The following is a 13,653-nucleotide window of genomic DNA, read 5'->3' as shown; positions in this document are numbered from 1 at the left end:
GAAATGATAAGATGGAAGCTAGAAATGAAAAAGGGTAGAATGAAAGAGGAAGATTTTTCATCTTTTAGAGGGCGTTTTATGACTATTTTGGAGCAATATATGCACCTTTGGCTCCAGTATGGAAAAGGGAGAGCAGAGGACGAAAGATTAGAAATAACAATACAAAATATATCTGAAACTTTATTTTGTACAGAGCGAAATAGTAAATTGATCATAAAAAAATTAGAAGAATTAAATTGGATTATGTGGTTTCCAGGCCGAGGGAGAGGGAATCGTTCAAAGTTGTTATTTCAAAAACATCCACTTTCTTTAATTTTAGAAAGAGGAAAAGAAATAACGAAACAAGGGGATGTAAAAAGCGGGAGTGCATTTATTGAAAGGTATAGCTCATATTTTCCATCACTTCAAACTCAATTTCAAACTTGGATAGATTCGATATTCGGTTATCAAGTCGAAAGGACGTCTCAAGGAAGAAAAGATGTGCTACGTTTGCAAGTGCAAATGAATCTAGATATTGCATTAGACCCTGTATACGCTACGATGCGTTCGGAATGTCATATGGTAAAACATATATACGACACATTAGTGTATGTAGACGGAAATACAAATAGTGTAGAGCCAAGACTTGCGTTTTATTGGGAATATGATGACCAGAAATATATATGGACCTTCTACTTACGAAAAGGTGTTCAATTTCATAATAAAAAAGAACTAACCGCTTATGATGTTGAACAGACATTTAAACGATTCTTGAAAGCGAAAAATAATCCACATGCTTGGATGTTACAGCACGTTGAAAGTTTACATATTCTTGATGACTATATTGTGCAGATTCGTTTATCTACAGATAATAAGTTGTTTTTACATGCTTTAAGTACAGAACAGTGTTCGATTGTAAATGAAGATGAAGACGGGAAGTTAATCGGTACTGGACCGTTTCGGTTATGTGAAAAGAATGAGGATGTATTCGTATTAGAGGCAAATGATTTATATTTTCGCGAGCGACCTTTTCTCGACCGAATTGAATTATGGAATGTAGAGCACAGAGTTAATACGTGCGATATATTAGCGAAAGCACGTTATAAAAATATAGAAAACCATCATAAAGAAGTATCTAGACTTGAGTCGAATGTAACTTACATTACGTTAAATACTGCAAAAGAAGGACCTATGCAAAATGTGATGTTTCGTAGAGCTTTATATACAATTATTCATGGTAATAAAATTGTTGAAGAATTACAGGGAGAGCGCGGAGAAGTAGCGGATGAATTAGTACTCACAAAGAACGGTACAATTCAAATTAACAGGGATATACATACACTTATTAAATGCAGCTCTTACCGTAATGAAACACTGCGATTATATACATTTACAGGGCAAGATCACGTTGAAGATGCGCATTGGATACAAAAAGAATGTGCAAAATACGGAATTAAAATTGATATTGAGTTTCTTGAACAAGAAGAGTTATTGCAAATGAGTACGATACAAAAGGCTGATATAATGCACGATAGTGCGACAATTAGCGAACGGATAGAAGATAGTTTACTATATATGTTTCTTACAAAAAACAGCTTTATTCATCAGCATAGCGATATAAACTTTAACGAAGTATTGCAGCCTTATTTTACAGAAAATCAATTAGAGAAACGGGTGACACTGTTACGCGATATTGAGGGCACACTGTTACGTGAAATACATATCATTCCTTTATATCGTAATAAACAGCGAGTAAGTTCACACGAAAAAATACAAAATGTAATGATTAATTCACAAGGCTGGATTGATTATTACGATATATGGTTTAAAGCTTGATATATAAAGGTTCTTATGCATTTTGATGAAATGCGTAAGAACCTTTTTTTATATAAAAAGGAGGTTTGTTTTACACATTGTTACGCTACTTATTATAAAAGTCCGTTTACAGCGTAACAGTGTTATGTTACATTGTTATCAGGAAGGAGTGTTATACAGTTGAGTACAGATTTAATTTCAAAAAAAGATTTATTAGAACTAACTGGTATTTCATACGGACAGTTATATAGGTGGAAGAGAAAAAATTTAATACCGGAAGATTGGTTTGTACGGAAGTCAACGTTCACAGGCCAGGAAACATTTTTTCCGAAAGAAAAGATATTAGAACGTATTGATAAAATCCAAACGATGAAAGAGGATTTATCACTTGATGAATTAGCAAATATGTTTTCACCGAGCGTGACAGAAATTCTTTTAACAAAGGATGATTTGTTACGTAAGGGTATTGCATCAGAACCAGTCTTACAATTTTTTATAGAACAAACGAATAAAACGGCAGAGTTTCAATTTGCAGATATTCTTTACGTGTATATGTTAGAAGAACTTCTTCAATCAGGAGACGTTAGTTTAGAAGAGGGGAAAATGGTCTTACAAGTATTAAGTGAAAATTACGAAGCGATTAAGCATAAAAATTGTGACGTAATTATCGTTCGAAAGTTAGGGATTTCTACATGTTTCTTAGTTTCAAATGTGGATGATTTAATTTTTGAAAAGGGAACAAAAATTATTTTACGTGAAGCGATTACGAAATATACCGAAGCATTAAAAACTAAACTGTTGTAGTGGAGGAGAAATCATGCGTACAGAAAATTTAATTATAAACGGTTACGGTACATCGAATGGCGGTGAGTTTCACAAAGTACAGCTAAACGGAAAAGGAACTGTTAATGGAAACGTTGAATGTGAGCAATTTGAATGTAATGGTTACGGTGCAGTTACTGGTGATTTGAAAAGTAGTAATGCAAGAATTAGCGGATCGGGTAAAGTTGATGGTACAGTTAGCGCAGAAATGATGCGAATCGATGGGAAAGCGACAATTACACAAGATGTAAAGGCGAACAGTTTAAAAATTGCAGGAAAAGGTACGATAGGTGGAAATGTCACCGGTGAAGAATTTAAAATCAATGGCCAAGCGACGATTGATGGTAATTGCGAGGTTGATGTTTTTTCTTCAGAGGGACAGTTTACGGTAGGTGGTTTATTAAGCGCAGATGAAATTAATATTAATATTCACGGTACATGTAGAGCGAAAGAAATTGGCGGTCAAACAATTAAAGTAAGACATAGATTGAGTACTTTTAGTAAACTTTTTAAAACAGTATTTGGCCTGCAGTTAGAGGCTGAATTGTTAGAAGGTGACAATATCGATATTGATTATGCTCACATTAAAACGGTAAGAGGAAACAATGTTACAGTAGGACCGAACTGTGAGATTGATCTTATTGAATATACAGGTGTACTTAATGTTGATAAAAACGCAAGTGTGAAAGAAATTAAGCAGGTTTAAAGGAAGGGAGCAATCGATATGGAAAATCAACATAGTCTTACTGTAAATGGATCAGGTAGCTCGGCAGGTGGAGATTATAATAAAGTGAAGATTCGCGGCGAAGGAACAATCTCTAATCATATGAGTTGTAATGATTTTAAAACGTATGGTACGAGTGAAGTACGTGGCAATATGAAAGCGAAAAATTATGTCGTGTATGGAGATAGTGAAGTACAGGGGAATATGGAGGCGGAATATGTAAAAGTATATGGCAATGCCCAAGTACAAGGTGACGGACAAATTAATAAAACAAAAGTTAGAGGTATGATAGAATTTAAAGGGAAGCTATCCGGTGATTTCGTAGATGTGAAAGGCGCTTTAAATGTGAAGGGAGATATAGAAATAGAGGAATTATTACTAACTGGTGGTCTTGAAAGTGATGGTTTGCTTAATGCTGAAAATATTGAAATCTCACTTCGTTATGAAGGAAGTAAAGTGAGAGAAATCGGTGGGAAAAAGATTACAGTACGTAAAAAAGCGAGATTTATTCCTTTTACAAGTCATGCAGGAAGCCTTCAAACATCAATTATTGAGGGGGATGATATTTATTTAGAACATACAATAGCAGACGTAGTAAGAGGAAATCATGTTATGATTGGCCCTGGCTGTGAAATTAGTGTTGTAGAATATCATACTAGTTTCAACCAAAAAGGGAATTCAGTCGTAAAAGAAAACAAACAAATATAAGTAGTATGAGGGAGAGCAAGAAATATGGTTGAGAAGAATAATAAACTCGGCTTCGTTGTTGCCGGTTTATTGCTAGGTATCTTAATGGCATCAATGGATAATACCATTGTCGTAACAGCGATGGGAACGATTGTTGGTGACTTAGGAGGCCTTGAAAACTTTGTATGGGTCGTTTCTGCCTATATGGTCGCAGAAATGGCAGGTATGCCGATTTTCGGTAAACTATCAGATATGTATGGTAGAAAGAGATTCTTTATTTTCGGTTTAATCGTCTTTATGATTGGTTCGGCACTTTGTGGTACTGCTGAAAATATTACACAGTTAGGCATTTATCGTGCCATTCAAGGTATTGGCGGCGGGGCATTAGTGCCGATCGCGTTTACTATCGTGTTTGATATTTTCCCTCCAGAAAAGCGCGGGAAAATGGGTGGTTTATTCGGAGCAGTATTTGGTTTATCAAGTATTTTCGGGCCACTACTGGGCGCATATATTACGGATTATATTAGCTGGCACTGGGTGTTTTATATTAACTTACCACTTGGAATTTTAGCACTTATTTTTATTACATTATTTTATAAAGAGTCACGAGTTCATAGAGAACAAAAGATTGATTGGTTTGGCGCAATTACTTTAGTTGGTGCAGTAATTTGTTTAATGTTCGCCTTAGAATTAGGCGGACAAAAGTATGATTGGGATTCTAGCTTTATTTTAAGTTTATTTGCTGGGTTCGCTATTTTAGTAATTGCTTTTATTGTTATTGAACGAAAAGTAGAAGAACCAATCATTTCATTTGAGATGTTTAAACAACGTCTATTCGGAATGAGTACAATTATTGCCTTATGTTACGGGGCGGCATTTATGTCAGCAACTGTGTACATTCCGTTATTTATTCAAGGTGTATACGGCGGGACTGCAACAAACTCAGGATTATTGTTATTACCAATGATGTTAGGATCAGTAGTTACAGCGCAGTTAGGTGGATTTTTAACATCAAAACTTAGCTACCGAAACATTATGATTATTTCTGCTGTAATTATGCTAATCGGATTATTCTTATTAAGTACATTAACGCCAGAAACAAGTCGTATATTATTAACAATTTATATGGTTATTATCGGCTTTGGAGTTGGTTTCTCATTCTCTGTACTAAGTATGGCTGCTATTCATAACTTCGGTATGGAGCAACGCGGTTCTGCGACTTCAACGAGTAACTTCATTCGTTCATTAGGTATGACACTTGGTATTACAATCTTCGGAATGATTCAAAGAACTGGTTTCCAGGATCAATTAGAAGAAGCGTTTAAAGGTATGAGCGGGGGAATGAATACAAACGCTTTAGGAGATTCAAGAGCTATTCTATCAGAATCGGCAAGATCTCAAATTCCGCCGCAAATATTAGATAAAATTATTGAAGCTCTTTCTAGTTCAATCGTTCAGACATTTATGTGGGCGTTAGTCCCAGCAAGTTTAGCGTTCGTATTCATTTTCTTTATGGGAAATGAGCGCATGGTATATAAGAAAGAACAAAACAAGGTGAAAAGTGAAACATCAAAAGCGTAAAGAAAAAGCTCCTTTCAATTTTGAAAGGAGCTTTTTCTTATGTACGGAGTCGAATTAGCCTTCGATAATTTCGTATTCTTCGTCTGCTAATAATAAAATGTGTGTTTTCTTACCTTTGTTTTGAACTTCAATTACATCATATGTACCTAAGTCTCTTAGCTTGCTTTGAGAAGCGTTAACCATAACTTCCATAGAATCAATTAAGATATCTTCTTCAACGTATGATTCAGGTAATGCCATATCTTCAGTATCTAATACACATGTATATAGATTTTGTAAGTTCTCAGCAGTTGGGTTTTGTTCCTCAACATCAATAATGTTTTTTACTGCTTCCATATTTTCTTCTTTTACTTGATATACTTTAATTTTAGTCATTGTTTTAATCTCCTTTATAACGTAATCTTAGAGGCTGCAATTCATCCCGCAATAACGAGCAGTAGACTCCCGCCTCAAGGTGAAGAAGCAAATGATGAGGACGGCAGGAGATAACTGCCCGTAAGAGCCCGATTGGTGAGGGCTAACCATTAGTAGGAGATAAAGCTCCCCGCTAATAGAAGTTTCACTTTATTATAACGCTTTTTTGTTGAAAGATGAAATTGTTATATGCATTTATAGTGAAAAATATATTTTATTACTTATTTGAGGAACGATTAGTTTCTTAATTTGACAGGCATATGTCTGTATACTTATCTAGACTAATATTAGAGTTATATTGTCCAAGCTTTTCTTACATACCTTTCATATTATATTTATTAGGTAAAACATATAGGAAAGGAATGGAGAATCAGTGGATTGTGAGCCGAAACGTGATTGTGGGTGTTGTCAAAATAGTATATGTGAATTTTTGAAAAGTTTAAATCCTTATTCTAGAGTTGAGAGTATCGTAATAGACGGAAACGAAATAGTTGTATCCTATTTTATTTCATTTAACGAGATAAAAGGTATAGTGTCGTTTGCACAAGAAGACAGCGAGGTAATATTTGTAGATTGTTCAAGAATTGATGCGATTCGAATAGGGAAAGTTTGTAGTTGTAAAACGAAAGTTAAATTTATTGAAGAGGAATTCAGTTTACTTGGAAATGTTTGTCCACATTGTTTAACTGAGGGAAGTACACTATTCTTCGATTTTAATAATCCTGAATTAAGTTTATCTTTACAGACAACAACGATTGATCCACCTAGATGTATTGAATTTGTAGATGAGCTTGGGAATGTAGTAAAGCAAATTACTATAGTAGGTGAAGCGATTGTTTCTAAAGATTTCGTTCCGGTACCTGAACTGTTAGATTTTCGATTAATCTTATCGGATACAGCTGGGAATCCTTTGAAATTCGGATTACTATTTATTAATTTCCCTGATATTACGTTTATCATTCTTTTCGCATCAAGGGGATACCTCAATATAACGAACTGTTTAAAAATAGAGAGTGGAACAGGTAATGTCGAAATAGAAGAGATGAAAAAAGAGATTATTAACGACAGTAGTATGATGTACAATTCAATTATTAAGTTAACTAAACTATATATAAATGGTGAGACGGAATCTTATACTTCTAAGAAGGAGGTATAACGTATCTATTTCAATTAATTCTCATACACTATACTATGCTATGTATGAGAGTTGTTACATAAAATATATTAATCGATTAAATGTATCTTGGATCCCATCGCTCTAATTCTTTAAATTTTTACTGAAACTGAGTAAAGTTTGCAGAAAGTAGGAATATTAATTCTAAATTAATGAGTAGATAAGTATGTAGCATTTTTTTATAGGAAAATCATTTCAATAGAATTAGATGTTATAATAAATTTGCATTTACGTATAATTTATAATTATTTGATATTTGAAGGTTGAGTTTCATAGACATTTACTTAGATAATAAATAAGTGTGTATAAAAATACTAATAAAAGTTAACTCATGAAAATGTTGAGCCTAGTTGATTTTAAAGAAAGCGGGAATGTAAATGATATATGAAGCAAATATACATACAAGAAAAAAATTAATTTCTATGTTCGAGGATTTTAATAATGTTGTTCTACTTTCTTATTTACAAGGACATATGGGCATCGCTTGGGTGAACAATCTTGAAAACCCGACAGTAGCACAGATTACGGTAGGAATTTTCACATTTTACGCTGGGGATCCAAATGCGAAAGAGACAGAAGAGTTATTACGTAACATCCCTGAAAGAATTTTGGTAATCGTAAATAGTGATGAATGGAAAAAGCGTTTAGAAACATTCCACGAAATAAAAATAGATAAGTTTTTACGGTATAAATTCAAACGGAATCCAGAATTGTTTAATCATACAAAATTACAATCTTTTATATCGGCACTTCCAAAAGGATATGAATTAAGACAGATAGATGAGCATATCGCGAATAACCCATCATTACACAAGGTTTCTGAAGATTTTATAAGCCAATTCCGTTCAATAGATGATTATGTAAATCGAGGTATAGGTTATTGTATTTTGTATAATGGAGAAGTTGTATGTGGTGCATCATCATATAGTATTTATGATGATGGTATTGAAATTGAAGTTGCTACTGACCCGAATCATAAAAAAAAGGGATTGGCAACTGTAGTTAGTGCAGCGTTAATATTGGATTGTTTAGAAAATGGGAAATATCCAAACTGGGATGCAGCGAATAGCACTTCTGCTAAACTAGCTGAAAAGTTAGGATATGTTTTTGATAAAGCGTATGATACTTATTTTGTAAACAATAGGTGAATGAACGGGAGCGTGTACGGATTGTAAAAGGTCATAAGACTAGTAAATTAACGTTTAGTAGTCTTATTTTTTATAATTGCAAACAAAAACTAAACTATCCAAAGATAAAAAGGCATTAAAAGAGATGTTAATAAATGAAATTAAGGGAAAAGAATGACGACAAGATTGGTTTCCTAAGAAGAGTTGATAAATTCTAGTGAAAAATTTGGGTATAAAAACCGAATTTTTTTAGTCGGTTTTTATTTTTTCAACAGTAGAGTGATACCAATATTGATTTTACTATTGAATATAATTAACACATCAGTTCCTACTTCCACGATGAGGGTTCAGAAATTCTCTTTTTATATAGGTAGATACATATAAAGGCTCAATATATTTAGTTATGAGTGCTTAACTAACAATAAAATTGCTATTTTTTTGTAAATGATGAAAGTAACTATTATAGGAACCCACGCATTAATAGAATAGATACATATACAGTATAGAGAGTTAAAAAACTCCAAAATATTGTATAAAGGAGATTATAAAATATGAGCGAACAATGCCCAATTAATGTACCATGTCAGGTAGATGGACAAACTCAAACGCCATTAAGTGATGCAGCTGCAACACCAATTCATACTCCAGGAGCACCGATTGTAAAGATACCAGTTGTATTAGCAGAAAGAACAATTCAAATCGTTGTAGAATCTGATATTTCATTAGATCCTCCAGCAGTTGAAATTAAACGTATTTTAAAAAATGCATTTTTAACACAATGTAAGTTAGTTCCTGTAGCATTCACTCCAGTAGAAGGTACAAATTACCGCCGAGTTACAAGAGCAAAATTATTTGTACAAGGATATATTCGTAAAAATATCGAATATGCAAATGATGAGTGTAATGGAGTGCTATATGACCGTATTGCAAATGTTCCATTTTCTGGTTTTGCAGATTTTCTATCACAAGCTATAGTAGCTGCTTCCTCAGATACTACTTCTCACTTTATTAATCCTAAAAATGGTGATATACCACGTTTAGACAAATACTTCTTCGAAAATACGGTTTTTTATAACGAACAACCATATTGCGAATTAGTCAGCGCTCAATTTTTCGAATTAGACTTTTCCCCTTGTCCAACAGAATTAAACGAGCCATTTGATACTCTTCGTGAAAAAATTGTACTAGATCTTACTTTAAAAGTTTTACAAGTACAACAAGTACGAGTATAGAACTAAAAAGACAATGTCTTTTTTATTATTATAAAACATATATAATGATGAAATGGTCGCGTACAAAAACATATTTTTATGAATTTCATCAGATGGGGGGATGGTGATGAATAAGCCATGGATTGGTAAGGGAATATGGAACAAAATTTATAAGGAAGAAAAACTGAATATTCAAGATGATTCATACGAAATAAGAAAAAAAAAGGGAAGTTTAGAAACTGAATCAGAGAAAGAAGATAAAGGATCTGAAATAGAAAAAGAAAAAGAATGTGTAGAAACAGGATCAGAGAAAGAAGATAAAGAATCTGGATTAGAGAAAGAAGATGTAGAAGCAGGATCAGAGAAAGAAGATAAAGGATCTGAAATAGAAAAAGAATGTGTAGAAACAGGATCAGAGAAAGAAGATAAAGAATCTGGATTAGAGAAAGAAGATGTAGAAGCAGGATCAGAGGAAGGAGATAAAGAATCTGGATTAGAGAAAGAAGATGTAGAAACAGGATCAGAGAAAGAAGATAAAGAACCTGGATTAGAGAAAGAAGATGTAGAAACAGGATCAGAGAAAGAAGATAAAGAATCTGGATTAGAGAAAGAAGATGTAGAAGCAGGATCAGAGGAAGGAGATAAAGAATCTGGATTAGAGAAAGAAGATGTAGAAGCAGGATCAGAGGAAGGAGATAAAGAATTTGGATTAGAGAAAGAAGATGTAGAAACAGGATCAGAGAAGGAAGATAGAGAATCTGAAACAGAAAAAGAAGATGTAGAAGCAGGGTCAGAGAAAGAAGATAAAGAATCTGGATTAGAGAAAGAAGATGTAGAAACTGAATCAGAAATAAATACTTCAGTACGTTTTATGGTAGTGAAAATCCCATTTTCTATTATTTCGGAAGTGTCTAGGTTTTTAAACTATCCTAATATAAATGTAAAAAAACAAGAAACATTTGTATTCCAAAATGAAAAAGAAGAGGGGTATCGAGAACTAGATGCAAAGCTATTAACTACAGTGCAACATTATCATGGAGAGGCTTATTGTAAATTAGTTTCTTCAAATCTTCATGAAAAGAGAGTACTTTTAGAATTTTCTAATCCAAAAGTTAAAGATGATATTAAAGAGAATAGGATAGAGACCTCTTCGTGGATTCCTATCCATAGTATGATATTAGAGAAGGGAAGTGAAGGTGAATTTAATGATTATATAACAGCGACATTACCAATAGAAATTGGGAGGTATGAAGGGGAAATTAGTTTGCGAGAAAAGGTGATATTTAAAGAAAAAGTCATAGAAATAAAAGGGGTGTCACAGGAGATTATTTTGACAAAAAATGAAATTTTATTACCAAAAATAAAAAAGACAGGACAGAATCCGTTTACAGTTGAAAAAGGGAGCTTACTTGTAGAAGGCTATATCTTTCAATATATTGAATATATTATAGAGCAAAGTACATTTCATGATAATGTGTATCAGTTAATGCAAAATATTGTATTGGGATTAACTGTCCAAGTATTACAAGAACAGGAAGTACAGGTGCGAATTACATAAAATTCATCAAATTGTAGGTAGATGATGAATACAGCTATATAATGTAGAAGAAATAAAAAACATATCTATTTTAACGAATTATTGGATTGTTAATCGGTCGCTTAAAATAAGAGAGTCAATTAAATAGATAACAAAGATAAATGTTTATTAATATATGAGGTGTAATACAAATTGTATACGTTCCCCTTTTAGAAAACTCACAACTTAAACAGCAACACATGTTTATCATACGTTTCTAAACACCAATTATATTTTTTTAGAATAATTGGATGGACAACTTCTTGCGTAGTATCGACTTCAGTAAAGCCGTATTTTTTATAAAAGTTTTTTAATTCCTCGAAAGGGAGACAAAATACATTTTGAATATGTAATTCCTTCGCTGTTTGTACTAAAAATAAAACGAGTTCTCCCGCTAATTGTAACCCTCTAAATTTAGGAAGTATGAAAATACCACCCATTTCAATAGTATCTTTATCAATTTGAACTAAACGACCTACACCTGCATACTCGCCGTTGTATGTAATAATCGCAACTTTATCCCGCTTTAAATCACTTGGTACAAATCCTATTGATTCGTATTGATTATTAATCCATTCTAAATCTTTAGAAGTAGCTAGTTGTATACTCATAAGTAACCCCCTTTGGAAAAGTATTAATATTCTCATTATATATAGCTCAATAACTAGTGAAAAGAGGATAAATCAAAATCATTTTTCTTAACAGTTCAAGTTTTGAGGAAGAGTGCATACAATATAAAGTACTTTCCCTTTCTTCATTCTTGTTTTACGTATATAATTTAAAAGTAATATTTTTATTTTATTTTTTTATATATTTATAACAGAATAGAGGTTTAAAAATGAGTGTTAAAATCATTACGGATAGTGCGGCGGATTTACCGGTAGAATTGCTGCAAGCATATGATATAGATTTAATTCCACTCCGTGTATATGATGAAGCAGAAACAGAGTATTTAGATGGGGTTACATTAAAATCAGTTACTTTATTGCAAAAAATGAGAGAAGGCGCAGTTTATAAAACGTCATTGCCTTCACTTGAAACATTCCAAGAAAAATTTGTTTCCTATGCAAAAGAAGGTAACCCTTGTATATATTTAGCCTTTTCATCTGAATTGTCTGGTACATATCAATCGTCAGTTCTCATTAAAAAAGAAGTGAAAGAAACATACACTGATTTAGATTTAGAAATTATCGATACAAAATGTGCCTCCCTCGGTCAAGGTATTGTCGTATTAGAAGCTGCAAAAATGGCAAAAGACGGCGCATCAAAAGAAGATATCTTAAACCGTGTCGCTTTTCTAATGAACCATATGGAGCACATCTTCACTGTAGCTGATTTGCAGTACCTTGTTAGAGGTGGACGCTTAAGTAAAGTAGCTGGTTTTATCGGTGGTTTATTAAACATTAAGCCAATTTTAAATGTGGAAGAAGGAAAACTTGTACCACTTGAAAAGGTAAGAGGAAAAAAGAAAGTATTAAGCCGAATTGTTGATATTATGGAAGAGCGCGGAAAAGACCTTAAAGGTCAAACAATCGGTATGACACACGGTGATGATTTAGAAACAGCTGAAGCATTAAAAGCATTAATTACTGAAAAATTTGGCTGTGAAGTATTTATCGTAAATACAATTGGAGCAGCAATCGGAGCACATACAGGACCTGGTGTTATAACATTATTTTTCTTAAATGAAGTAGAGTAAAGGATTGATCTTTTGATCAATCCTTTTTCTTTAAATAAAATATAGAATTTATTATTTATGAGTGCTTTGTTTTATAGGAAAGAAGGTAGATATGAAAGTGATGAGAACTAGTCCAAAGCTGACTCTTTCAGTATGATCAATTACTAAGTCATTTTTCCACTGATAAAGGAAAGAAGCGATTATTAAAAGTAAAGCAGCGCCTCCAACATATCTTACTATTTTCCGTGCAGATTCATCTTTAAGTCTTACAATCATGTTTATCATCCTTTCGTGTTAAAAAAATAATTCGACAAACTAATTTCTAGGATATGATATTAATAATTCATCTATTAAGTTCATTTAATTTATTTTGATTTATAATAGATGTCTTCCATGTACTAGGTAAATGTAATTAACCATACGATCTAATTTTAGAATGTTTGTTTACATGTAGTTAAATCCTTTTCATTAAGTTTATCGTAATTCAAGTATATGGCGCTATCCTTGTTAATAACAAGTAGTAAAATTGTATGAAAAAAACGGTCAAAAAAACAAATTTTGACCATTAAATTTAACAAGCTATCTAGAAATAATCCAAATACGAAAGATATTAAGATTGGCCGATTAAGAAGGTTTTATATTTCAAAGGATTATCGGCGTATCGGATTAGGGAAGTTGTTATTAAAGCAACTATTAAGTCATGCGGAAAAGTATTTTCATGTTATCGTTCTACATACAGATACAAAGCAAGGTGATAAGTTTTATAGTGCAAATGGATTTGAAAAAGGTGAAGATTATAAAGGCTCTAGTCACTATATAAGGTTATAGAAAGGTTCCATACATATGTGTGGAACCTTTCTACTGT

Annotated in this window: 13 protein-coding genes and 1 pseudogene; 11 read left to right on the top strand and 3 right to left on the bottom strand. The window is 32.8% G+C overall.

Features of this window, described 5'->3' with window-relative positions:
* The first annotated feature begins 39 nt into the window (after positions 1-39).
* The 5 genes from NSQ47_RS08560 (at position 40) to NSQ47_RS08540 (ending at position 5,608) form a co-directional block, all read left to right on the top strand.
* Positions 40-1,815 carry an SgrR family transcriptional regulator gene (locus NSQ47_RS08560; protein WP_341038224.1) on the top strand — a complete coding sequence of 592 codons (1,776 nt, stop codon included), beginning with the start codon at positions 40-42 and terminating at the stop codon, positions 1,813-1,815.
* A gap of 159 nt (positions 1,816-1,974) precedes the next feature.
* Entirely contained in the window at positions 1,975-2,598 is a 624-nt protein-coding gene (locus NSQ47_RS08555; protein ID WP_341036637.1) for a YhbD family protein, read from the top strand.
* Positions 2,599-2,611: 13 nt separating this feature from the next.
* Positions 2,612-3,322 (top strand): polymer-forming cytoskeletal protein, encoded by a 711-nt coding sequence (locus NSQ47_RS08550; protein WP_002110399.1) that lies wholly within the window; start codon positions 2,612-2,614, stop codon positions 3,320-3,322.
* Positions 3,323-3,340: 18 nt separating this feature from the next.
* Positions 3,341-4,048, top strand: coding sequence for a polymer-forming cytoskeletal protein (locus NSQ47_RS08545; protein ID WP_341036635.1), 708 nt, complete (start codon positions 3,341-3,343; stop codon positions 4,046-4,048).
* 24 nt (positions 4,049-4,072) lie between these two features.
* Positions 4,073-5,608 carry an MDR family MFS transporter gene (locus tag NSQ47_RS08540; RefSeq protein WP_002110397.1) on the top strand — a complete coding sequence of 512 codons (1,536 nt, stop codon included), beginning with the start codon at positions 4,073-4,075 and terminating at the stop codon, positions 5,606-5,608.
* A 54-nt stretch (positions 5,609-5,662) separates the two neighbouring features.
* Here the strand turns inward: NSQ47_RS08540 and NSQ47_RS08535 are convergent, their stop codons facing one another.
* Complete coding sequence (locus NSQ47_RS08535; protein WP_002110396.1) at positions 5,663-5,983, bottom strand: hypothetical protein; 321 nt, start codon at positions 5,981-5,983, stop codon at positions 5,663-5,665.
* Between the two features lie 412 nt (positions 5,984-6,395).
* Here NSQ47_RS08535 and NSQ47_RS08530 point away from each other — a divergent pair, with 412 nt between their 5' ends.
* The 4 genes from NSQ47_RS08530 (at position 6,396) to NSQ47_RS08515 (ending at position 11,092) form a co-directional block, all read left to right on the top strand.
* On the top strand, positions 6,396-7,178 hold the full coding sequence (locus NSQ47_RS08530; protein WP_002161453.1) for a BC_2878 family exosporium-associated protein: 783 nt from the start codon (positions 6,396-6,398) through the stop codon (positions 7,176-7,178).
* Positions 7,179-7,573: 395 nt separating this feature from the next.
* Positions 7,574-8,344: a GNAT family N-acetyltransferase gene (locus tag NSQ47_RS08525; protein WP_341036634.1), complete on the top strand. Its 771-nt coding sequence runs from the start codon at positions 7,574-7,576 to the stop codon at positions 8,342-8,344.
* A gap of 530 nt (positions 8,345-8,874) precedes the next feature.
* Positions 8,875-9,555, top strand: coding sequence for a CsxC family protein (locus NSQ47_RS08520; RefSeq protein ID WP_341036633.1), 681 nt, complete (start codon positions 8,875-8,877; stop codon positions 9,553-9,555).
* Positions 9,556-9,661: 106 nt separating this feature from the next.
* Complete coding sequence (locus NSQ47_RS08515; protein ID WP_341036632.1) at positions 9,662-11,092, top strand: BC_2427 family protein; 1,431 nt, start codon at positions 9,662-9,664, stop codon at positions 11,090-11,092.
* Positions 11,093-11,289: 197 nt separating this feature from the next.
* Here NSQ47_RS08515 and NSQ47_RS08510 read toward each other — a convergent pair whose 3' ends face one another.
* Positions 11,290-11,721: a GNAT family N-acetyltransferase gene (locus NSQ47_RS08510; protein WP_341036630.1), complete on the bottom strand. Its 432-nt coding sequence runs from the start codon at positions 11,719-11,721 to the stop codon at positions 11,290-11,292.
* Between the two features lie 227 nt (positions 11,722-11,948).
* Between NSQ47_RS08510 and NSQ47_RS08505 the strand changes: the two genes are divergently transcribed.
* The gene (locus tag NSQ47_RS08505; protein WP_341036629.1) at positions 11,949-12,809 is read left to right on the top strand and encodes a DegV family protein; all 861 of its coding nucleotides are present in this window, start codon (positions 11,949-11,951) and stop codon (positions 12,807-12,809) included.
* A gap of 51 nt (positions 12,810-12,860) precedes the next feature.
* On the opposite strand, the gene NSQ47_RS08500 is transcribed toward NSQ47_RS08505, so the two are convergent.
* Positions 12,861-13,064 (bottom strand): hypothetical protein, encoded by a 204-nt coding sequence (locus NSQ47_RS08500; protein WP_002120078.1) that lies wholly within the window; start codon positions 13,062-13,064, stop codon positions 12,861-12,863.
* A gap of 315 nt (positions 13,065-13,379) precedes the next feature.
* Between NSQ47_RS08500 and NSQ47_RS08495 the strand changes: the two are divergent.
* Positions 13,380-13,616: pseudogene (locus NSQ47_RS08495) on the top strand (GNAT family N-acetyltransferase); the annotation flags it as partial.
* Positions 13,617-13,653 lie beyond the last annotated feature (37 nt).

Origin of the sequence: Bacillus sp. FSL R10-2780, from assembly GCF_038006125.1 — a bacterium.
In the GTDB taxonomy this organism is placed as follows: domain Bacteria; phylum Bacillota; class Bacilli; order Bacillales; family Bacillaceae_G; genus Bacillus_A; species Bacillus_A cereus_U.
This window is presented reverse-complemented; position numbering and strand designations above follow the sequence as displayed.

Excerpts from the sequence above, each read along its gene's own strand:
- NSQ47_RS08525 (WP_341036634.1), top strand. The coding sequence starts at position 7,574 with ATGATATATGAAGCAAATATACATACAAGAAAAAAATTAATTTCTATG.
- NSQ47_RS08500 (WP_002120078.1), bottom strand. The coding sequence starts at position 13,064 with ATGATTGTAAGACTTAAAGATGAATCTGCACGGAAAATAGTAAGATAT.
- NSQ47_RS08550 (WP_002110399.1), top strand. The coding sequence starts at position 2,612 with ATGCGTACAGAAAATTTAATTATAAACGGTTACGGTACATCGAATGGC.
- NSQ47_RS08505 (WP_341036629.1), top strand. The coding sequence starts at position 11,949 with ATGAGTGTTAAAATCATTACGGATAGTGCGGCGGATTTACCGGTAGAA.
- NSQ47_RS08520 (WP_341036633.1), top strand. The coding sequence starts at position 8,875 with ATGAGCGAACAATGCCCAATTAATGTACCATGTCAGGTAGATGGACAA.
- NSQ47_RS08535 (WP_002110396.1), bottom strand. The coding sequence starts at position 5,983 with ATGACTAAAATTAAAGTATATCAAGTAAAAGAAGAAAATATGGAAGCA.
- NSQ47_RS08510 (WP_341036630.1), bottom strand. The coding sequence starts at position 11,721 with ATGAGTATACAACTAGCTACTTCTAAAGATTTAGAATGGATTAATAAT.
- NSQ47_RS08545 (WP_341036635.1), top strand. The coding sequence starts at position 3,341 with ATGGAAAATCAACATAGTCTTACTGTAAATGGATCAGGTAGCTCGGCA.
- NSQ47_RS08560 (WP_341038224.1), top strand. The coding sequence starts at position 40 with ATGAAAGAGGAAGATTTTTCATCTTTTAGAGGGCGTTTTATGACTATT.
- NSQ47_RS08515 (WP_341036632.1), top strand. The coding sequence starts at position 9,662 with ATGAATAAGCCATGGATTGGTAAGGGAATATGGAACAAAATTTATAAG.
- NSQ47_RS08540 (WP_002110397.1), top strand. The coding sequence starts at position 4,073 with ATGGTTGAGAAGAATAATAAACTCGGCTTCGTTGTTGCCGGTTTATTG.